Source organism: Serinicoccus sp. JS2-9 (assembly GCF_059025165.1).
The window spans coordinates 1277039-1298213 of record NZ_CM180091.1; the positions used below are offsets into that span (position 1 = coordinate 1277039).

The 21175-nt window shown below is 73.1% G+C and carries 17 protein-coding genes; 10 read left to right on the top strand and 7 right to left on the bottom strand.

Annotation, left to right across the window (positions count from 1 at the left end; all coding sequences use genetic code 11):
• Positions 1 to 28: 28 nt before the first annotated feature.
• Together AC5PYY_RS06395 and AC5PYY_RS06400 are read left to right on the top strand one after the other, a co-directional pair.
• Positions 29 to 1327 carry an adenylosuccinate synthase gene (locus AC5PYY_RS06395; protein WP_493898950.1) on the top strand — a complete coding sequence of 433 codons (1299 nt, stop codon included), beginning with the start codon at positions 29 to 31 and terminating at the stop codon, positions 1325 to 1327.
• Between the two features lie 31 nt (positions 1328 to 1358).
• On the top strand, positions 1359 to 1814 hold the full coding sequence (locus tag AC5PYY_RS06400; protein WP_493898951.1) for an SRPBCC family protein: 456 nt from the start codon (positions 1359 to 1361) through the stop codon (positions 1812 to 1814).
• A gap of 68 nt (positions 1815 to 1882) precedes the next feature.
• Here the strand turns inward: AC5PYY_RS06400 and AC5PYY_RS06405 are convergent, their stop codons facing one another.
• Genes AC5PYY_RS06405 through AC5PYY_RS06415 form a run of 3 tightly spaced genes read right to left on the bottom strand, consistent with a single transcriptional unit; the run spans position 1883 to position 4196 of the window.
• Positions 1883 to 2959 carry a winged helix DNA-binding domain-containing protein gene (locus AC5PYY_RS06405; RefSeq protein WP_493898952.1) on the bottom strand — a complete coding sequence of 359 codons (1077 nt, stop codon included), beginning with the start codon at positions 2957 to 2959 and terminating at the stop codon, positions 1883 to 1885.
• Positions 2956 to 3615, bottom strand: coding sequence for a YdeI/OmpD-associated family protein (locus AC5PYY_RS06410; protein ID WP_493898953.1), 660 nt, complete (start codon positions 3613 to 3615; stop codon positions 2956 to 2958). The genes AC5PYY_RS06405 and AC5PYY_RS06410 overlap by 4 nt, the downstream gene beginning before the upstream one ends.
• Positions 3616 to 3617: 2 nt before the next feature.
• On the bottom strand, positions 3618 to 4196 hold the full coding sequence (locus tag AC5PYY_RS06415; protein WP_493898954.1) for a pyridoxamine 5'-phosphate oxidase family protein: 579 nt from the start codon (positions 4194 to 4196) through the stop codon (positions 3618 to 3620).
• Positions 4197 to 4343: 147 nt separating this feature from the next.
• Here AC5PYY_RS06415 and AC5PYY_RS06420 point away from each other — a divergent pair, with 147 nt between their 5' ends.
• Positions 4344 to 4775 (top strand): VOC family protein, encoded by a 432-nt coding sequence (locus AC5PYY_RS06420; protein ID WP_493898955.1) that lies wholly within the window; start codon positions 4344 to 4346, stop codon positions 4773 to 4775.
• 29 nt (positions 4776 to 4804) lie between these two features.
• Here the strand turns inward: AC5PYY_RS06420 and AC5PYY_RS06425 are convergent, their stop codons facing one another.
• From AC5PYY_RS06425 to purD, 4 genes are read right to left on the bottom strand one after another with little or no spacing between them, the layout of a single operon-like run.
• On the bottom strand, positions 4805 to 5434 hold the full coding sequence (locus tag AC5PYY_RS06425) for an alpha/beta fold hydrolase (RefSeq protein ID WP_493898956.1): 630 nt from the start codon (positions 5432 to 5434) through the stop codon (positions 4805 to 4807).
• A 44-nt stretch (positions 5435 to 5478) separates the two neighbouring features.
• Positions 5479 to 9519, bottom strand: coding sequence for a phosphoribosylformylglycinamidine synthase (gene purL, locus AC5PYY_RS06430; protein WP_493898957.1), 4041 nt, complete (start codon positions 9517 to 9519; stop codon positions 5479 to 5481).
• A gap of 12 nt (positions 9520 to 9531) precedes the next feature.
• Complete coding sequence (locus AC5PYY_RS06435) at positions 9532 to 10524, bottom strand: phosphoribosylaminoimidazolesuccinocarboxamide synthase (RefSeq protein WP_493898958.1); 993 nt, start codon at positions 10522 to 10524, stop codon at positions 9532 to 9534.
• A 4-nt stretch (positions 10525 to 10528) separates the two neighbouring features.
• On the bottom strand, positions 10529 to 11872 hold the full coding sequence (gene purD / locus AC5PYY_RS06440; protein WP_493898959.1) for a phosphoribosylamine--glycine ligase: 1344 nt from the start codon (positions 11870 to 11872) through the stop codon (positions 10529 to 10531).
• 269 nt (positions 11873 to 12141) lie between these two features.
• On the opposite strand from purD, the gene AC5PYY_RS06445 reads away from it, so the two are divergent.
• From AC5PYY_RS06445 to AC5PYY_RS06475, 7 genes are all read left to right on the top strand, one after another.
• Positions 12142 to 13158 (top strand): helix-turn-helix transcriptional regulator, encoded by a 1017-nt coding sequence (locus AC5PYY_RS06445; RefSeq protein WP_493898960.1) that lies wholly within the window; start codon positions 12142 to 12144, stop codon positions 13156 to 13158.
• 111 nt (positions 13159 to 13269) lie between these two features.
• On the top strand, positions 13270 to 15510 hold the full coding sequence (locus AC5PYY_RS06450; protein WP_493898961.1) for a HelD family protein: 2241 nt from the start codon (positions 13270 to 13272) through the stop codon (positions 15508 to 15510).
• Positions 15511 to 15520: 10 nt separating this feature from the next.
• A complete protein-coding gene (locus AC5PYY_RS06455; protein ID WP_493898962.1) occupies positions 15521 to 18196 on the top strand; it encodes a DNA polymerase III subunit gamma and tau in 2676 nt (891 codons plus the stop codon).
• A 13-nt stretch (positions 18197 to 18209) separates the two neighbouring features.
• Positions 18210 to 18884: a lysophospholipid acyltransferase family protein gene (locus tag AC5PYY_RS06460; RefSeq protein ID WP_493898963.1), complete on the top strand. Its 675-nt coding sequence runs from the start codon at positions 18210 to 18212 to the stop codon at positions 18882 to 18884.
• Between the two features lie 58 nt (positions 18885 to 18942).
• Positions 18943 to 19629, top strand: a complete 687-nt coding sequence (locus tag AC5PYY_RS06465; RefSeq protein WP_493898964.1) for an HAD family hydrolase — start codon at positions 18943 to 18945, stop codon at positions 19627 to 19629.
• 157 nt (positions 19630 to 19786) lie between these two features.
• Positions 19787 to 20431: a recombination mediator RecR gene (recR, locus tag AC5PYY_RS06470; RefSeq protein WP_493898965.1), complete on the top strand. Its 645-nt coding sequence runs from the start codon at positions 19787 to 19789 to the stop codon at positions 20429 to 20431.
• 169 nt (positions 20432 to 20600) lie between these two features.
• Positions 20601 to 21173: a DUF5063 domain-containing protein gene (locus tag AC5PYY_RS06475; RefSeq protein ID WP_493898966.1), complete on the top strand. Its 573-nt coding sequence runs from the start codon at positions 20601 to 20603 to the stop codon at positions 21171 to 21173.
• Positions 21174 to 21175 lie beyond the last annotated feature (2 nt).

A 21175-nucleotide genomic window follows, 5' to 3' on the forward strand; every position in this document is an offset into this window, starting at 1 on the left:
GCTCCCTGCAGAGAAAGGCACGACAGCCATGCCAGCGATCGTCCTGGTCGGCGCCCAGTGGGGCGACGAGGGCAAGGGGAAGGCGACCGACCTGCTCGGTTCCGACATCGACTACGTGGTGAAGTTCAACGGCGGCAACAACGCCGGCCATACCGTGGTGATCGGCGACCAGAAGTATGCGCTGCACCTCCTGCCCAGCGGGATCCTCTCGCCCGGCTGCACGCCGGTCATCGCCAACGGCGTCGTCATCGACCTCACGGTGCTCATGGAGGAGCTGGACGGCCTCGAGGCGCGGGGCATCGACACCTCGCTGCTGCGGATTAGCGCCAGCGCGCACCTCATCCCGCCCTACAACCGGGTGCTCGACAAGGTGACCGAGCGCTTCCTCGGCACGCGCCGCCTCGGCACCACCGGCCGCGGGATCGGGCCGACCTATGCCGACAAGATGAATCGCGTGGGGATCCGGGTCCAGGATCTCTACGACGAGTCGATCCTGCGGCAGAAGGTCGAGGCCGCACTCGAGGTGAAGAACCAGCTGCTGCTCAAGATCTACAACCGTCGCGCGGTCGAGGTGGAGGAGGTCATGGACGAACTGCTGCGGCACGCCGAGCGCATCCGCCCCATGGTCACCGACACGGTGCTCGAGCTGGGCCAGGCTCTCGACGAGGACAAGACCGTCCTCTTCGAGGCGGGTCAGGCCACGCTGCTCGATGTCGACCACGGCACCTACCCCTTCGTCACGTCGTCCAACGCGACCGCGGGTGGGGCGTGCACCGGGTCGGGCGTGCCGCCGACCCGCATCGACCGGGTGATCGGCGTGTTCAAGGCCTACACGACCCGGGTGGGTGAGGGGCCCTTCCCCACCGAGCTGGATGACGAGGACGGCCAGCGGCTGCGCGACGTCGGTGCGGAGTACGGCACCACCACGGGGCGGCCGCGCCGGTGCGGATGGGCCGACGTCGTCATCGGTCGCTACGCGCGCCGGGTCAACGGGCTCACCGACGTCGTCCTCACCAAGCTCGACGTGCTCACGGGATTCGACACCATCCCGGTGTGCGTCGCCTACGACGTCCAGGGCGAGCGCGTCGGGGAGATGCCGGTCCACCAGTCCGACTTCCACCACGCGACTCCGATCTACGAGGAGCTGCCGGGCTGGAGCGAGGACATCACCGGCGCGAGGGAGTTCTCCGACCTGCCGGAGGCCGCGCAGCGCTACGTCGAGCAGCTCGAGGAGTGGATCGGCGCCCGGATCTCGGTCATCGGCGTGGGGCCGGGCCGTGACGAGGTCGTCGTCCGGCACGACCTGCTCGGTCGCGACGGGGCCTGAGCCCGGCGCCAGGCACACCACCCTCGGACCCATGGACGTCACCGTCGACACCGTCTTCGCGGCGCCGCGCGACGTGGTGGTGCGGATCGCCGGAGACCCGGACCAGGCGACGCGGTGGTACAGCAACATCCGGTCCGTCCGCTGGCAGACCGACCCGGAGGTCGTCGAGGGCGCCCGGATCGACTTCGTCGCCGGGTTCCTCGGGCGCGAGCTCTCCTACACCTACACGATCGTCGACCTGGTCCCCGGTGAGCGCCTCGTCATGCGGACCGACCAGGGCCCCTTCCCGATGGAGACGACCTATACCTGGTGGGACGAGGAGCCGGAAGATGGCCGACCCCGGACCGGCATGAGCGTGCGCAACGCGGGCCGCCCCAAGGCGATGACCACCCTCGCGTCCGGCGCGGTGACGCTGGGCATGCGCCGCGCCATGCGGCGCGACCTCGAGCGCCTCCGCCTCGTCCTCCGCGAGGAGCAGGCCCACTGACCCCACCCACCCACCTATCCACCCCAGACCGGGCTCTCGGTCGAGCAGTGAGGTGGGTATGCCGTCGCTCAGGCCGGGAGCGCCGCCGTCAGGCGGGGAAGGGCCCGCTCGACCGGGCCGGGCAGCGCGCCAGCGAAGGGCGTCACGGTCACCGCTGCGCCCGCGCGGGTGGGCCGCTTCCAGGTGCCGAGTGCCTGACCTGCCGAGATGACGGTGCTGCGGAAGACGCCGTTGCCGCCTGGGACGACCTGACGCGCTTGGTCCTTCGTCAGGACCGCGGAGCGGTCGCCGTAGCCGAGCACGATCTCGTCGAAGCCGGGCAGCAGCATCGGAGCGGCCGTCGCGCGCTTGCGCGTGGCGTAGTCGGCCACCACCGCGGGGTCCACCCAGTGCTCGGTGCCGTCGACCTCGATGGTCTCCAGCTCCTCGCGCGCCCCGTCGAGCACGGGAGCCATGTCCCGTTTGAGCAGCTTAGTCCACCACAGGAAGTCGGCCACCGGCGCCGGGCCGTGGCTGCGGACATAGCGCCGGAACCACTCCGCGACCGCCTCCTCACCAGCGAGGGCGCGAGGAGAGGGGATCCACTCCTCGGAGAGCACGAAGCGCTGTGCCGGGTCGTGGCCCAGAGTAGGTCCCTGGCAGAGGACGCCGCGGAGCGCGAGGTGGAAGATCGAGTGGTAGCCCCGTCCGCCGTCGGTGGCGTGCCCGGCCCGCTCCCAGGCCTGCAGCAGCTCGGCGCGCGTCAGCCCGCTGCCTGCGAGCTCGCGCACGGCCACCTTCTCGGCCAGGTCGAGCGAGGCGTCGTCGAGGCCGAGCTGCTCGCGCCGGCGGGTCGTCTCGCGCAGGATCTTGGTGGCGGTCAGTGCGAGCATCCAGCCGAGGTCCTCGGCAGGCACCACGAAGAGGGTGCCCCGCATCGGCCAGCTCCGCACGATGTCGCCGCGGTCGTAGGCCTCCTGCACCTGCGCCAGCGACCGGCCGGAGGTCCGGAGCGCGATCGAGGTCGTCGAGCCGGGATAGTCCTGCCCCTGCACGCAGGTGAGATGACGCACCACCTCCGTCGGCGTCGGGAGGGCGTCGACGAGACGTTGGGACAGCAGCCGCATCCGCGCGACGTCCGCCAGCGAGAAGCGGGTGGCCGTCATGTCGTCCGCGCGTCCGCGGCAGCAGCCGCCGCCCGAGCCAACCAGGCTGGTGGGTCGCCATACCGCTGCGGTGGAACCAACCGGCCGGCCACGCAGTCCTCGACGAGTTGCCGCAGCCTGTTCTCGCGGGTCGTCTCCCGCTTGGCCGAGGTGAGCCAGCTCGCCACCTGCTTGCGATAGCTCGGCGTGGCCTCCTGCCAGAAGGCCCAGGCGGCGGGATCAGCCTCCAACGCCTGCTCCTGCTCGGGCGTGAGCGGCTGGTCGTCGCGCTCGAAGGAGTAGACACCCGTCCGTCCCGGGGTGCGCGCCTCGAAGGCGGCGAGACCGGCCGGGTGCATCTTGCCCTCCGCCGTCAGCCGCTCCACGTGCGCCACGTTGACGGCGCTCCAGATGCTGCCCGGTCGTCGTGGCGTCCAGCGCTGGCGCCGGGCGTCGTCGTCGATCCGTTGGCTGAGGGAGTCGATCCAGCCGAAGCACAGGGCCTCCGGCACCGCCTCCGCCCACGTCAGGCCTCGGTCCGGGACATGCTTCTTGAGCAGCCCCATCCACAACTCGTCGGCGGAGTCGTGGTGCGCCTCCAGCCAGGCGCGGAAGTCCTCCGGGCCGTCGAAGAACGTCGCCGGTCGCTCCGGCGTGCCACCCTCCCGCCAGGCCACGCTCAGTCCCCGCCGAACGTGAACCGCGTGCAGTCGGTCGGGAAGGAGGTCCATGCCAGCACCCGTCGTGGGGTGACGACCCGCAGGCCACCGCCGTCCTCGCCCGCCCAGGAGTCCGCTTCCGGGGTGTAGCCCGACGCGACATACTTCTCGAAGGCCCTTGCCAGGCGCCCTCCGAGCTCTTCCGGATCTGCTCTCGTCGCGTGCGACTCGCCCTCCACGATGACCACCTCGGTGCCGCTCTCGAGGGTGAGCGTGACGGCTGGGTTCGCCTCCACGTTGCGGGTATGCCGTGTGGTCGGCGCGCCGTCGTAGTAGAACCGACCGTCCAGCCAGACGCCCCACCGGGGCACCGAGTGCGGGCGCCCGTCCGGTCTGACGCTGGCCAACCAGTAGTGCTGGGCCTCACGAAGTCGCTCCTCGACCGCGTCCCACGCGAGCATCCCGTCGGTGGTCTCCGGCAGACCGTAGCCCTCCGGGAAGGTCGGCCGGTCGCTCCGTGGGGCGGTGTCCGGGCCCGTCGTCGACCTGCTCTCGGTGCCGCTGGCGGTGCTGCGCCCTGCGCTGTGCTCGTGCTCCATGCTGGGACCCTAGACCTGGCGACCGACAGACCCCCTCGACCGACCTGAGCACGCATCTCCGCCGCGCCGTCCACGGACGCCCGCCGCCGCGCGGCTGTGCCGAAACCTCCAAGCCGGGCCCCGGCATACCAGGGCAGACTCGGGCTCATGACCCAGATCCGCGTGTCCCCGAAGCTCGTCGTCGACGGCGCAGACGCCGCCCTCCGCTTCTATGCCGAGGTGCTCGGCGCCAGGCCGGTGACGCGGCACACCATGGGTGACTCGGTGGTCTTCGCCGCGCTGGAGCTGCCCGACGGCAGCCAGGTGCAGGTCAAGGACCCCGACGGCGTCGACGCCGCTCCCGCCGCCGGAGGCACGGGGGTGATCCTCGACATCCTCACCGACGACCCCGACACCGTCATGGCGGCCGCCCTGGAGCGCGGTGCGCAGACGATCTTCCCGGTCGACGACCAGCCCTACGGCTCCCGCCAGGGCCGGTTCCGCGACCCCTTCGGGCACCAGTGGATCGTGGGTACTCCGCTGTCGATGAGCGACGAGGAGGTCCAGGCCGCGCTCGACGCCTGGGCCGAGGAGGCCTGACCGCGCGCACCCGACCGCCTGGCCGCGACTCAGCCGCGCAGCACCGCGGCCAGCTCGTGAGGTCGGCTCAGCGCCGCCATGTGCCCACCGGGCACGATCGTGACGTCGAGGCCGAGCCGCTCCCGCGCCAGCCGCCGCTGGAAGTCCGGCGGGAAGAGTCGGTCCTCGGCGCCCGCCAGCACCGTGGTGGGCACGTCGGGCCAGTGCTCCAGCGGCCACGGCTCAGCGAAGGGACGCTCGCTCTGTGCGGGGTCGGGTCGCGCGAGCGCCTCGGCGCGGACCGCTGCGGGCAGGTCGTGGTAGAAGTGCTCGACCTCGTCGTACTCCCCGATGTCGACGCTGCTGTGACCGGACCCCTCCCACCACTGCGCCCCGGACTCGTCCGGCGCCGGGATCATCGCGTTGAGCAGCACCAGGCGGCGGACGTCGAGCCGGTTGGCGACCAGCGGTGCCGAGAGCCCGCCCATCGAGTGCCCGACGACCACCACCGGCCCGGGGTCCGGACCGGCGGCGGCAACGATGGTGTCGGCATACTCCGCCAGACCCGCCGTCTCGTCGCCCGCGGGGAGCTCGACGGCGACGGCGGCGTCGAGCAGCGGCACCAGCCGGTGCCAGTCCCACGCCTGCCCGCCGGCGCCGGGCACGAGGAGATGTCTCATGTCAGGGTCGACCCGGCCGGTGGCGCGAACTCATCGCCGCGACGTCAGCCCACCCACGCCCGGGCGTTGCGGAACATCCGCAGCCACGGGCTCGGCCGGTCCGGCGCACCGGTGGTCCACGACAGCTGGGCGTTGCGGGCCACCCGCTCCGGGTGCGGCATCATCGCAGTGAACCGACCGTCTGGGGTGGTCACGGCGGTGAGACCGTCCGGTGAGCCGTTCGGGTTCATCGGATATGCCGTCGCCACCTCTCCCCGCCCGTCGACGTAGCGCATGGCGGCGGTCGCGCCGGCTCGCAGCGCGTCGAGGTCGCCCTGCGCGGCGAAGTCGGCGCGGCCCTCGCCGTGGGCCACCGCGATCGGCAGCAGGGACCCGGCCATGCCGGAGAAGAAGAGCGAGGGGCTGTCGAGGACCTCGACCTGCGACAGGCGGGCTTCGTACTGCTCGCTGCGGTTGCGGGTGAAGCGCGGCCAGGCCTCGGCACCGGGGATGAGCTCGGCGAGCGCGGCGAACATCTGGCAGCCGTTGCAGATGCCCAGCCCGAAGGTCTCCTCGCGGGCGAAGAAGGTCGCGAAGGCGTCGGTGAGCCGGTCGTTGAAGAGCACCGAGCGGGCCCATCCCTCGCCCGCGCCGAGCGTGTCGCCGTAGGAGAAGCCGCCGCAGGCGACCAGGCCGACGACGTCGCTCGCGGCCAGGTCGAAGCGGCCTGCCTGCAGGTCGGTCATGTGCACGTCGACCGTGTCGAAGCCGGCCCGGTCGAAGGCGAAGGCGGTCTCTACGTGGGAGTTGACGCCCTGCTCGCGCAGCACCGCGACCACCGGCCGGGCGCCGCGGGAGACGAACGGCGCGGCGACGTCCTCGAGCGGGTCGAAGCTGGGGCGCACCTGCAGCCCGGGGTCGTCCTCGGCGGCGACGCCGGCGTGCTCCTCGTCGGCGCACTCCGGGTTGTCCCGCAGGGCCGCGATCCGCCAGGAGACCTCATCCCACGCCTGCGCGAGGTCGCGGACCGGCTCGTCGAGCTCGATCCCGTTGCCGCGCAGCGTGATTCGACGGTCTGGGGAGACGGTCCCGAGGGTCTGCGTCAGGTCACCGAGGCCGTGGCGGTCCAGGACGTCCCGCGCCCGGTCCGCGTCTAACGCCCCGACCGCGAGCACCACGCCGAGCTCCTCGGCGAAGAGGGCGCGCACCGCGTCCGCGTGCCGGTCGGCGACGTCGGCGGACCCACGCCGCGCATCAGCGGGCCACCCCGGCAGGTCGACGTCCACGCCCGCCCCGCTGGCGAAGGCGATCTCCGCGAGCGTCGCCCAGAGGCCGCCGTCGGCGCGGTCGTGGTATGCCGTCACGAGGCCCTCGGAGCGCAGCTCACCCAGGGCGGCCGCGAGGGAGGTCAGGCGGGACGGGTCGTCCAGGTCCGGCACCGCCCCGCCGAACTCACCGGCGACCTGAGCGAGGATCGACCCGCCGAGACGGTCCGCCCCGGCCCCCAGGTCGACGAGCAGGAGCATGTCGCCCACCTGCGCCTGCGGGGTCCAGGTGCCTCGCACGTCCGGCAGCGAGGCGAAGGCCGAGACCACGAGGGACACCGGCGAGACCACGCTCTGCTCGCCCGCTCCGGAGGCCTCGTCGCTCCACCGGGTCCGCATCGACAGCGAGTCCTTGCCGACCGGGACCGAGATGCCCAGGGCCGGGCACAGCTCGAGCGCGACGGCCCGCACCGTGTCGTAGAGCGCGGCGTCCTCGCCGGGCTCGCCGCAGGCGGCCATCCAGTTGCAGGACAGCTTGACCCCGGAGAGCGTGACCGGTGCCGCGAGCAGGTTGGTCAGGGCTTCACCGACCGCCATCCGACCCGACGCGGGCCCGTCGACGGCGGCGAGCGGCATCCGCTCCCCGGTCGCCATGGCCTGCCCGGCCAGCCCGGTGAGGTCTGACAGGGTGACCGCGACGTCGGCGACGGGCACCTGCCAAGGGCCGACCATCTGGTCGCGGTGACTGAGCCCGCCGACCGTGCGGTCGCCGATGGTGATGAGGAAGCGCTTGCACGCGACGCTCGGGTGGCGGAGCACGGCATACGCCGCCTCCCGCAGCGGACCACCCTGCAGCGCAGCGAGATCGAGCTCCGGGGTCGAGCGATCGACGCGGTGCACCTCCCGGGTCATCCGCGGCGGCTTGCCGAGCAGCACCTCCATCGGCATGTCCACCGGGTCGCCCGGCGCCCCGCCATCGGTGACGACCAGCTGGCCGTCGTCCTGGGCCTCGCCGACCACGGCATAGGGGCAGCGCTCGCGCGCGCAGAGGGCGGCGAAGGTCTCCAGCGCCTCGGGGGCCAGCGCCAGGACATAGCGCTCCTGGCTCTCGTTGGACCAGATCTCCTTGGGCGAGAGGCCCGACTCCTCCAGCGGCACGGCCCCGAGGTCGAAGCGGGCGCCGAGGCCGGCGTCGTCCACGAGCTCGGGGAAGGCGTTGGACAGCCCGCCCGCCCCCACGTCGTGGATCGCCAGCACGGGGTTGTCGCCGGTCAGCAGCCCGAGCGACCAGCAGTGGTTGATGACCTCCTGCGCCCGCCGCTCCATCTCCGGGTTGCCGCGCTGCACGGAGTCGAAGTCGAGCGCGGCGGTGTTGCTCCCGGCCGCCATCGAGCTGGCCGCGCCCCCACCCATGCCGATCCGCATGCCGGGCCCACCGATCTGCACGAGCAGGGTCCCCGGGCCGAAGCGGACCTTCTCGGTCATCGCGGCACTGATGGCTCCAAGCCCACCGGCACTCATGATCGGCTTGTGATAGCCGCGGCGCACGCCGTCGACGGTCTGCTCGTAGACCCGTAAGAAGCCGCCGAGCGAGGGTCGCCCGAACTCGTTGTTGAAGGCGGCGGCACCGATCGGCCCGTCCAGCATGATCTCCAGCGGCGTCGCGAGGTGCGCGGGCGCGCGCGACGACTCCGGCCCGGAGGCCCGCTCCCACGGCTCGTCGGTGCCCGGCAGGCGCAGGTGCGAGACCGCGAAGCCGGTCAGCCCGGCCTTCGGTGCGCTGCCGCGCCCGGTCGCCCCCTCGTCGCGGATCTCGCCGCCCGCGCCGGTCGCGGCGCCGGGGACGGGCGAGATGGCGGTCGGGTGGTTGTGCGTCTCCACCTTCATCAGGACGTGGACGTCGTCCTCGACCAACCGGTATGCCGTCGGTCCGGACCGCGCGTCGCCGGCCGGGAGGAAGCGCTCGACCCGGCCGCCCTCCATGACCGAGGCGTTGTCCTTGTAGGCGACGACCGTGCCCTGACCCGCCACCTCCTCGGTGTGCCGGATCATCCCGAAGAGGCTGCGCGGCTGCGGCTCCCCGTCGATGACGAAGTCGGCGTTGAAGATCTTGTGCCGGCAGTGCTCGGAGTTGGCCTGGGCAAACATCGTCAGCTCGACGTCGGTCGGGTTGCGCCCCAGTCCGGTGAAGGCCTCGACGAGGTAGTCGATCTCGTCGGGCGCGAGCGCCAGCCCGAAGGCGGCGTCGGCCTCCGCGAGAGCCTCCCGCCCGCGCCCGAGCACGTCGACGTGCTCCATCGGCTCGGCCTCGCGCTCGGCGAAGAGCGCCCGCGCCGCCTCGCGGTCCGGCAGCACGGTCTCGGTCATCCGGTCGTGCAGCAGGTCGGCGATCGTGACCCACACCTGCTCGTCCAGGACCGCCCTGGCGTCCAGCGCGAGGTGGAACTCGGTCACCCGCTCGACCCGGTGGACGTCGATCCCGCAGTTGCGCACGATGTCGGTGGCCTTGCTCGCCCACGGCGAGATCGTCCCCAGTCGGGGCGCGACGACGACGACCACCTCCTCCCCGCGCGTCGCGTCGTCCTCGGTGTCCTGCGGCTGCTGGTCTCGGCCCGTCCACGGCTCGCCATAGGTCAGCAGGCGCGTCACCGCGTCGGTCTGGTTCGGGTCGCCGGAGGGGTCGAGGTATGCCTCCGCCGCCACCCAGTGCACGAAGCGGGCGGAGACGCCGGTCACCGCCGGGGCGACCTGCTGCAGGCGCGCGAGCAGCGCCCGGGCTCGGAAGTCGGAGAGGGCCGAGCCGCCTGGGACGGCGGTGAGACGGAGGTCGCGGGTCGCCAAGGGTGGGCCTCCTCAGGCTGGGGTGGCGGGAGTGAAGCGCTGGCCGGTGAGGGCTTCGTAGGCCTCGACGTAGCGGGCCCGGGTCAGCTCGACGACCTCGTCCGGCAGTGGCGGCGGAGGGGTGTCGGACGCGCGGTCCCAGCCGCTTCTCGCCGAGGTGAGCCAGTCGCGCAGCACCTGCTTGTCGTAGGACGTCTGGGTCCGTCCCGGCGCCCACTCCGAGGCGCGCCAGAAGCGGGAGCTGTCCGGCGTGAGCACCTCGTCGGCGAGCCGGATCTGGAGCGCCTCGGGATCCACTGCGGCCCAGTCGATCTCCTCCTCAGCGGTCGTCCCGGCGCGACGCCGGGCGCCGGCCACCTGCTCCGGATCCACCCCGAATTCCACCTTGGTGTCGGCGATGAGGATGCCCCGGTCCTCGGCGATCCGGGTGCCCCGGTCGAGGATGGCCACGGTAAGGTCGCGCAGCCGTTGCGCCAGCGGCCGGCCGACGAGGGCGGCCACCTGCTCCAGGCTGATCGGCTCGTCGTGCTGCCCCACCGGTGCCTTCGTGCTGGGGGTGAAGATCGGCGTGGGGAGCCGGGAGCCGTCGACCAGGCCGTCGGGCAGGGCGACGCCGGAGACCGAGCCGGTCGCGGCATACTCCGCCAGGCCGCCGCCGGTGAGGTAGGCCCGGGCGACGCACTCGACCGGGAGCATCTCCAGCCGCTGGACGTAGACCGCACGCCCCGCCACCTGATGCGGCACGTCGGTGGAGACGACGTGGTGCGGCACCAGGTCGGCGAGCTGCTCGAACCACCACAGCGACATCTGCGTGAGGATGGCGCCCTTGTCCGGGATGGGCGTCTCGAGGATGTGGTCGTAGGCGCTGATCCGGTCCGAGGCGACCAGGAGCAGCCGGGTCGGGTCCGGGTCGCCCTCGGCGTCGAGCGGGGCGTGGAGGCCGCGCACCTTGCCGGAGTAGATCAGCTCGTGGCCGGGGAGCTCGGGCTGAGGGTCGGTCGTCATCAGCTCAGTCCTCCTCGGCGGCGGTGGGGTCCGCTGCGTCGTCGGCCGCAGCTGCGGCCGACGGGAGCCGCACCTCGCCACGCTCGGCCGCGAGCCCGATGTCGGTGCGGAAGTGGCTGCCGCGCAACGAGATCCGGTCGATGGCGGCATACGCTGTCGCCCGCGCGGCCGCGAGGTCGTCACCGACCGCGACGACGCTCAACACCCGGCCACCGGACGACACCAGCCCGTCGTCGCCGTCACGCACCCCGGCGTGCAGCAGGTGCACGCCCTCGATGGCCGCGGCCTCGTCGAGCCCGCCGACCGGGTCGCCGGTGGTGGGCGAGGCGGGGTAGTGCTCGGCAGCGAGGACGAGGTTGACCGCGCTCCGATCCGACCATGCCAGCGGCGCCAGCCCGGCCAGCTCGCCGCGCGCGGCGGCGCCGAGCACCTCGCCCAGCGGCGTCTGCAGCCGCGCCAGCACGGCCTGCGTCTCGGGGTCGCCGAAGCGCACGTTGAACTCCACGACCTGGGGGCCGGCGGCCGTCAGCGCGAGGCCGACGTAGAGGACGCCGACGAAGGGGGCGCCGCGCCGCGCCATCTCGTCGATAGTCGGCTGGGCGACGGTACGGACGACCTCGTCGACGAGCCCCTCGGGCGCCCACGAGAGCGGGGTGTAGGCGCCCATGCCACCGGTGTTGGGCCCGGTGTCGCCGTCGCCGACCCGCTTGAAGTCCTGGGCCGGGGCCAACGGCACCACGCTCGCGCCGTCGCAGAGGCAGAAGAGGGAGACCTCGGGCCCGTCGAGATAGTCCTCGACGACGACCACGGGCTCACCGCCGTCACCCCCGGCCCGGGCCAGGCACGCCTCGGCATGCGCGGAGGCCGCCGCGCGGTCGTCGGTCACGACCACGCCCTTGCCCGCCGCGAGGCCGTCCTCCTTGACGACGTAGGGCGGACCGGCGGCGTCCAGGGCCGCCTCGACCTCGGCGGTCGTGCTGCAGGCGCGGGCGGCGGCCGTGGGCACGCCCGCCTGCGCCATGACCTCCTTGGCGAAGGCCTTGCTCCCCTCGAGCCGGGCGGCTGCCGCCGACGGGCCGAAGCAGTCGATCCCCTCGGCCCGCAGCGCGTCCGCGACGCCCGCGACCAGGGGTGCCTCCGGGCCGACGACGACCAGCTCGACGCCCTCCTCGCGCGCCGTCCGCACGACGTCCGCGGGATCCACCGGGTCGCCGGGGACGCAGCGGCCGAGCTGCGACATACCGGGGTTGCCGGGGAGCGCCAGCACCTGGTCGACCGAGGGGTCGCGGGAGAGAGAGCGGACGAGGGCGTGCTCACGGGCGCCGGAGCCGAGGACGAGGACCACCACGGGGCAGCAGCCTATCGGGCGCACCGGCGCGGACGAACCGGTGTGAGGAGATGAGTGGCCCCCCTGGGAGGCAGGGGGGGTAACTCCCAGGAGGGCCACCGACAGGGCAGGGTCTGCACGGGCTGATGGGGGGCTGCCCGAACGACACTCACGCTCCCTGCACCGACCCGAAGGCCGGTATGCAGCAGCCTGACACATCGTTCACGTGGTTGTCACCTTGGGTGGCGTCGGGTTGTTGACAATGACGGTCATCCGTCATGCTGTGGCGGGTGGAGGAGACGGAGCGCCCGCTCTACGGGGAGGGTTTCGAGGAGCTCGTGTCGAGCATCTACCTCATGGCCGTGCGTGTGGGGAGTCCCACCCGGGAGAGCATCCGGGACTCGGTGGCGGGGGTGGACGCGCGCGACGTGGACCACGCCGTCTCCGAGCTGCTGGCCCGTGAGTTCCTCCGGGTCGAGGAGGGGGGAACGCTCGGCGTCGTGCCACCGCGGGAGGCGGTGGCACGGTATGCCGAGAGCACCGAGATGCGGCTGCGGATCGCCCGCGCCACCGCACCGGAGCTGGAGAGCGCGTGGCGCAAGGCGCTGGGGCGAGCGGGCTCGCCGATCACCTCGGGCATCGACGTGCTCACCGGGGTCGAGAAGATCTCCAGCCGGATGTCGGCCCTGCACCTGGGGGCGCGGGGGCGGCTCTGGTGGGCCATCGACGGCAGCCCCGCCGGGCGGCTCCTGCTGGAGCGCGCCGCGCAGGACCCTGGCCTGCTCGAGGTCCGCAGCGGCGTCGAGCACCACCTCATCCTCGACACCGGTCTGCTCGAGATGTCCGCCGCCGTGCTCGTCATGGAGCAGTCTGTGCAGCGCGGCGCCGCGGTCCGCATGGGCAACGGCATACCGATCAGCGCCGTCGTGTGCGACGACGACACCGCGATCCTCGACATCAGCCGATTCGACCCGCAGGGTGCAGGGTCCGTGGAGATCCGCGAGAGCGGCCCGGTGCTCGCGGTCGCCAGTCTGCTGGAGCGCATGTGGCGGCTCGCGGCACCCTTCGGGCCGATGCGCGCGGCGACCCGGCGCAAGGAGGTCGGGGAGTCCTCGGCCCCCCTCGACGATCGTGACCAGGCCATCCTCGGGCTGATGTCGGCGGGGGCGTCGGATCAGGCCATCGCCCGCAACATCGGCGTCTCGGTGCGCACCGTCGAGCGACGAGTGCGCTACATCATGGAGCACCTGGGGGCCGCGACCCGGTTCCACGCCGGGGCACAGGCGGTGCGTCGCGGCTGGGTGTGACGGTGAGGCAGGTCGCCTGGCCGGTGCCGGTAGAGTAGGGGTCTTTGTGGGGCGGTCGTGACGCGCAGGACAATCCGCCCCGGACCCGTTCACCCGATGGAAGGTGGCCGATTGAGCAGCGAGCAGACGACCGACCACGTGCTCGCGGCCGAGATCGCGGCCGAGCAGGATCACGTGGACCGGGTGTATGCCGAGCTGGGCAAGGCGGCCGAGCGGGTCGAGCTGGTGCACGCCGAGGGGATGGCGCGGGGTCAGACCGATCGGCGTGGCACGGGGGATCCGCGGGAGGAGGAGCTGTCCGGGCTCTTCGAGCGCGACGCGCTCGTCTTCTCCGCCAGCAAACGCCGGGCCACGCTGCAGCACCAGCACGAGGGTCTGGTCTTCGGACGGCTCGACCTGGAGCACGCGGTGGCGGCGCCCGACGGCTCGACCCGGGAGGTGCGCTACGTCGGTCGTCTGGGCGTGCGGGACGACGACTACGAGCCGCTGGTGGTCGACTGGCGGGCCCCGGCCGCAGCCCCCTTCTACCGCGCCACCCCCGTCGACCCGCAGGGCGTCATCCGGCGCCGCGTGCTGCGCTGTCGCGGCGAGGAGGTCGTCGGCGTCGAGGATGACCTCATGGTCACCGAGGCGCCGGACGACGTGGTCGTGGTGGGTGACGGCGCGCTCATGGCGGCGCTCACGCGCAGCCGCGGTGCGCAGATGCGCGACATCGTGGCCACGATCCAGCAGCACCAGGACGAGGCCATCCGGGCGCCCGCCCGCGGCGTCACCGAGATCACCGGCGGCCCGGGCACCGGCAAGACGGTCGTCGCGCTGCACCGCGCGGCCTACCTGCTCTACTCCGACCGCCGCCGCTTCGAGGGCGGCGGGGTGCTCGTCGTCGGACCGTCCGCCGCCTATACCGCATACATCGAGCGGGTGCTGCCCTCCCTCGGCGAGGACGCGGTCGTGCTCCGGTCGATCGGCGACGTGCTGGCCGGCGTGACCGCGACCCGGCTGGACGCGCCGGAGGTCGCGGCGCTCAAGGGCAGCCTGCGCATCCGGCGCCTCCTCGCGCGGCTCGAGCGCCAGCCCATCCCCGACGCCCCGCTGCAGCTGCGCACCTTCGTTGGAGGTCACCCGATCCGGCTGGAGGCCGGCGACCTGGACCGCGCCCGCGCCATGGTGCTCCGGCACCACCACCGCAACGCCGGGTATGACGCCGCCGTCGAGAGTCTCGCGGCGCTGGCCTGGGAGCAGGTCGACTCCGGCGACCGCGAGGAGTTCGTCGACCGCTTCACCGACTCCAGCGAGGTCGAGGCCTTCATGCGCCAGTGGTGGCGACCGCTGGACCCGCGCGAGATGCTGCTCTGGCTCGCCGACGAGGAGCGGGCGCGCGAGCTGGGGGCCGACCCGGTGACCGCGCGGCTGCTCGCGGCCTCCTATCAGCAGGCGCTGGAGCTGGGCACCTGGACCGTGGCCGACGTCGCCCTCGTCGACGACCTGACGGCACGGCTCGGGCCGCCGGTCGACCTGCCCAGCGAGGAGCGGGGCTTCTTCGAGATCGAGGAGCTCGACGACGTGTCGCAGTACGGCGTGTCGGCGCTGCGGGTCGGCGCCGACGGGGAGAGCGAGCCGCTCGCGTCCGGCGAGTCGTCGCACCGGGTCTCCACCGACCCCCGGGACCGGCTCCTGGCCGGCCGGATCGGGGAGGCCGAGGAGTATGCCCACGTCCTCGTCGACGAGGCGCAGGACCTCTCGCCGATGCAGTGGCGCATGCTCGGGCGGCGGGGACGTTGGGCGTCCTGGACCGTCGTCGGTGACCTGGCCCAGGCCTCGTGGGACGACCTGGAGGAGGCGGCCCGGGCGCGGGAGGAGGCCTTCGGGAGCGCGCCGCGCCAGGACTTCCACATGGACACCAACTACCGCAACGCGCGGGAGATCTTCGACCTGGCGGCGCGGGTCATCCAGGAGCACGTGCCTGATGCCGACATCCCGGCCGCGGTCCGGGAGACCGGCATCGACCCGGTGGAGCTCACCGGGCCCGCCGCCCGGCTGCCCGGGACGGTGGCGGCGCAGGTGGAGGAGCTGCTCGGGGAGGTCAGCGGTCAGGTGGCCGTCATCGCACCATGGTCCTGGCACGACCGGGTGGCGCCCGCCGTCACCGGTGAGCGCGCCCTGCTCGTCGACCCCCTCTCGACCAAGGGGCTGGAGTACGACGCCACGGTCGTGGTGGACCCGGACGCGATCGTCGCGGAGTCGCCAGGAGGGGTGCGGGCGCTCTACGTCGTGCTGACGCGTGCGGCCCACCGGACCGCCATCCTGCGCCCTGTGGACGAGGGCGGGGCGAGCGTCGGTGGGGGCCGTTAGGGTCGGTCGTGTGAGCACCGCCCTGTATCGCCGCTACCGGCCCGAGTCCTTCGCCGACGTCATCGGGCAGGAGCACGTCACCGAGCCGCTGATGCAGGCGCTGCGCTCGGAGCGGGTCAACCACGCCTACCTTTTCTCCGGTCCGCGTGGCTGCGGCAAGACCACCAGCGCGCGCATCCTCGCCCGCTGCCTCAACTGCGAGCAGGGGCCGACCGACCAGCCGTGCGGCACCTGCGACTCGTGCGTCGCGCTCGCCCGCGACGGTGCCGGGTCGGTCGACGTCATCGAGATCGACGCGGCCAGCCACGGGCGGGTCGACGACACCCGCGAGCTGCGCGAGCGGGCCGCCTTCGGGCCGGCCCAGTCGCGGTTCAAGGTCTACATCATCGACGAGGCGCACATGGTGAGCCGGGAGGGCTTCAACTCCCTGCTCAAGATCGTCGAGGAGCCGCCGCCGCACGTGAAGTTCATCTTCGCGACGACCGAGCCGGAGAAGGTCCTGGCGACCATCCGCTCCCGGACCCACCACTACCCCTTCCACCTCGTCCCGCCGCAGCGACTCACGGCATACCTCGAGCAGCTGTGCGAGCAGGAGGGCGTGACGCTCGAGCCCGGTGTGCTCTCCTTCGTGACGCGTGCCGGTGGGGGCTCGGTGCGTGACTCGCTGTCGGTGCTCGACCAACTCATCTCCGGGGCGGGCGAGCAGGGGTTGACCTACGAGCGCACCGCTGCGCTGCTCGGCTTCACCGATGTCGAGCTGCTCGACGCCGTGGTGGAGGCGGTGGCCGCGGGGGACGCGGCGACGGTCTTCGCGCAGGTGGACCGGGTGATGGAGTCCGGCCATGACCCGCGGCGCTTCGTCGAGGACCTGCTGGAGCGCTACCGCGACCTCATCGTGCTCGCCGCCGTCGGTGAGCAGGCAGGAGGGTTGCTGCCCGGGCTGCCCGAGGACCAGGTCGAGCGGATGCGGCGCCAGGCGGGGGCCTATGGCGCTGGCGGACTCTCGCGGTCGGCGGACCTGGTGAGCAAGGGGCTGTCCGAGATGACCGGCGCGGTGTCCTACCGCCTCATGCTCGAGCTGCTCGCCGCCCGACTGCTGCTCCCGGCCGCCGCGGGCGAGGAGGGGTATGCCGCGCGCCTGGACCGCCTCGAGCGGCGGCTGGGTGCGGGCGGGGTGACGAGTGGGGCACCGCCCACCGACATCCCGGGACCTGCCGCGCAGGGTGCGGCAGCTGCGGGGAGATCTGGGGGTGCGGCGGGCGCGACCACCGGTGCGGCCCCCGCGAGTGCGTCACCACGACAGCGGGCCCAGGCCGCCGCGGGCGTAGGCGCGGCCGCGCAGGAGACGGGTGCGATGACGGGTGAGCCCGCGACCGGCCACGAGCCGGCGGGTCAGGACGTCGCCGGTCGGCGGGCCGGTGAGGGGGCCGCCGGTGAGGGGGCCTCCGGTGAGGGTTCGGCGGTGCAGCAGGCTCCTGGCCATCTCGACACCGCCGCGCTGCGTCGGCACTGGCCCGACATCATCGCCGCGGTGCGCGAGATCAGCCGGCGGACCGCTGGCGCGCTGGAGTCGATGCAGGTGGTCGACTTCGACGGGCGCCGGCTGCTCGTGGGGATGCCCGACGAGCGCTGGATCCGCCACTTCATGGGCACCTCCAACGAGGAGGCGCTGCGGCAGGGAGTGCTCGACGCGCTCGCCCTGGACACCCGCATCGAGGCGACCGTCATCGGGGGCCCGTCTGGGGGCGGCGGGCACGACCAGCGGCCGCCGGCTGGGCCTGGAGGCCCGCAGCACGGTGGCGCGGGCCGGTCGGCGCCGGCCGAGCCGGCCTCGCGAGGCACTGCCGTCGCGCCGGCGCCCTCCGGCCAGGGCGGCGCGGGGGAGCGACGTGACGCCGGCCGCGTTCCGCAGCAGCCGCGACCCGAGCAGAGTGCGCGTCCGACCGAGGTGCCGCCTCCGGACGACGAGCCACCGCCGGCCGATCCGCCGGACGACGGGCCGCCGGAGGAGGTGCCGGACGCGCCGCAGGACGAGGGGCGATCCGGTGGTGCACCGCAGGTCGATGCGCCGGACGACGGGCCGCGCACCGGCGCAGCGCCCGGAGCGGGCGAGGCGGCCGATCCCACGCCGCACGCGCCCAGCGTCCTGCCCGACACCCCGCAGCGGGGTCGCCTGCGCACCCGCTCCCGAGCCGGGGAGTCCGGTGCGGTGAACCCTCCGGCGACACCGACCAAGCCCGTGCGCGTGCGCGGTCGTGGCCGCGGCGAGGCGCCCCAGCCGGGCACTCCCGCGGATGCGGTGCTCGCCGAGCAGCTCGGGGCCGGTGCGACCGTGGCGGGTTCTGCCTCCGTCGCCGCCGCCGACCGACCCGACTGGTCGCAGACGGCCCGCTCCGGCGCAGCGCCGTCCTGGGCGACCGGGGAGTCGGGCTCCGACCTCGAGTCGGGCACCGGCGCTGCCGGCCCGGGCGGCCGCAACGGCGCAGGTGACCCCAACGGCGCAGGTGACCCCAACGGCGCGGGGGACCGTAGCGGCGCGGCCGGCACCGCGGCGCCCACCCCCGGTGGCGACGCCCCGAGCATCGACGACGAGGATCTGGCCACCTCCGGTGCCGTGGGGCAGCCGGTCATCGAGAACGTCCTCGGGGGTACTGTCATCGCCATCAATGACGACCCTGTCGGGTGAGGAACCTCCACGGATGCTCTACGAACTGCTCCATCCCATCGTCACTCCGCTCGCCACGGCCATCTGGCGTCCGGAGGTCGTCGGGCGTGACCACGTGCCGATGGATGGTCCGGTCATCCTCGCGAGCAACCACCGCTCGTTCATCGACAGCGTCGTCATCCCGCTGACCTCACCCCGGCAGGTCGCCTTCCTCGCCAAGGCCGAATACTTCACGGGCACTGGCGTCAAGGGCTGGATCAGCCGAGAGTGGTTCGAGGGCGTCGGCTCGATCCCCGTCAACCGGGACGACGCGCGAGCGGCGCAGCAGTCGCTGGACGCGGCCCTCGCGCACCTGCGAGGGGGTGGTGCCTTCGGGATCTATCCCGAGGGCACGCGGTCCCGCGACGGCAGGCTCTACCGCGGCCGCACGGGCGTCGCCTGGCTGGCGCTCGAGGCGCGGTGCCCGATCGTGCCGGTCGGACTGCAGGGCACCCAGGACATCCAACCGGTCGGGGCGCGCTTCCCGCGGAGGGCGAAGGTCCGCGTCGAGTTCGGCCGCCCCATTGAGGTGGCCGGGCGCTTCGACGGCGTGCCTCAGGGTCGGGCCCGGCGCGAGCTCACCGACGAGGTTATGGAGCGGATCCTGGCGATGACCGGCCAGGAGTGGGCGGGGGAGTACGCCACCCGGTCCAGCGGCCCGGCCACGTGAGCGACGCCGAGGCCAGGCCCGGCCCTGAGGGCCGGCGTGGTGTCGAAAGCCCGGCGACGTGACCCGCGACCATGCTCTCTCCTGCGACGGCATCCTGCTGGACTTCGACGGCACCCTCGCCGACACGATCCCGCTGATCGTCGCCTCCTACCGACACGCTCTGGGTGGCAACGACGCGGGCAGCGCAGACACCAGCGGCAGCCCAGGCGTCGGCGTGCCGGACGAGACCACGATCCGCCGCTGGATCGGTCGGGCCCTGCGCGAGACCTTGGAGGAGGTGCGTCCGGGCGAAAGCGATGCGCTCGTGCAGCGCTACCGCGAGCACAACTTGGCGTACCACGACGACCTCATCGAGCCGGTGCCCGGCGCCGGCGAGCTCGTCGAGGCGCTGCAGGCAGCCGGCCGATCCGTGGCGGTCGTCTCCTCGAAGCGGGCCGAGCTGGTCCGCCGGGGGATGCGCCTCACCCGGGTCCCTGAGGTCGAGCTGGTCGTGGGCTTGGCGGAGACCTCGCGGCACAAGCCCGACCCCGCGCCGTTGCTCGAGGGCGCCCGCAGACTGGGGCTCGACCCGAGCCGCTGCGTCTACGTCGGCGATGCGGTCGTGGACGTGCAGGCGGCCCGGGCGGCCGGGATGAACGCAGTCGCGGTGACCTGGGGTGCGGGGAGCGTGGACGACCTCGAGGCAGCCGGTCCCGACGCGCTGGCCCGCGACGCCGACGACCTGCGCAGACTGCTGCTGGGCTAGGCAGGGCCCACGGATGTGCGGGTGCTCGTGACACAGGCGTCGTTCCGCGCACGCCTGTGTCACCAGCACCTGCACAGGTATGCCGTCGCTCCCCGACCAGCAGCGTCACCGCGAGCCGCCGAGGGGGAGTCGGCCCGACCGCATACAGTGGCGTGCTGTGTATGAAGGCGTGGTCCAGGACCTGATCGACGAGCTGGGGCGGTTGCCCGGTGTCGGCCCCAAGGGGGCGCAGCGGATCGCCTTCCACCTGCTGGCAGCCGACCCGGAGGACATCACCCGGCTCTCCGACGCCCTGCTGCAGATCCGCGAGAAGGTGCGCTTCTGCGAGACCTGCGGCAACGTGGCCGAGGCCGAGCAGTGCCGCATCTGCCTCGACCCGCGGCGGGACCCGGCGATGATCTGCGTGGTCGAGCAGAGCCAGGACGTCGCCGCGATCGAGCGCACCCGGGAGTTCGGTGGGCGCTATCACGTGCTCGGAGGCGCCATCAACCCGATCGGCGGCGTCGGGCCAGACGACCTGCGCGTCCGTGAGCTGGTGGCCCGGTTGGCCGACGGTGAGGTCACCGAGGTCATCATCGCGACCGACCCGAACCTCGAGGGTGAGGCGACCGCGACCTACCTCGCCCGGCTCCTCGCGCCTTACGACGGCGTGAGCGTGAGCCGGCTCGCCTCCGGGCTCCCGGTGGGCGGCGACCTGGAGTATGCCGACGAAGTCACTCTGGGCCGCGCCTTCGAGGGTCGCCGCATGATCTCCACACCCACACCGACAAGCACGCCCAACCCCACCCCCACCCCACCCTGACCGAGAGCCTGGCCTGCTCACTCCGGCAGCCTTGCCTGCTCACTCCGGGAGCCTGGCCTGCTGACTCCGGCAGCCTTGCCTGCTCACTCCGGGAGCCTCGTCTGCTCACTCCGAGAGCCTCGCCTGTCGAGTCCGGCAGGCAGGGCCGGTGTCGCCTAGGGTGGGGCCCATGACTCAGGAAGTCCATGACGACTGGGGCCAGCCGGCGCAGGAGATGCACGCTGAGGTCGCCGCCTACTTCGCGAGTCTGGAGGAGGTGGCCTCCGGGGACGCCGCTGAGTCGGCGCTCCCGCTGCTGCTGCTCTCGGTGGGCCAGCTCTGCGCCGCCGGGGCTCGGCTCGGCGCGCTGGTGGACGTGGTTCCTCGGGAGCGGTTCGAGCCGGACGCCGGCCCGGACACCGACCTGGAGCGGATCCGGGAGGCGCTGCACGACCTGCTCGGGGGCCTCGACGCCTACTGCGACCTGGAGGACCCGGTGCTCTCCGGTGAGGTCACCCGAGGGTCCCTCGCCGACGACCTCGTCGCGGTCGCCGCTGACCTCTCCCACGGCCAGGAGCACTACTCCGCCGGTCGCCCGACGGAGGCGATGTGGTGGTGGCAGTTCAGCTATCTCTCCTCCTGGGGCGAGCGCGCCGCCTCGGCGCTGCGCGTGCTGCATACCCTTCTCGCGCACGTGCGCCTGGACGCCGACGACGAAGAGGTCATGGAGGCCGAGCTCGCCGCGCTGCACGGCAGCGCCTGACA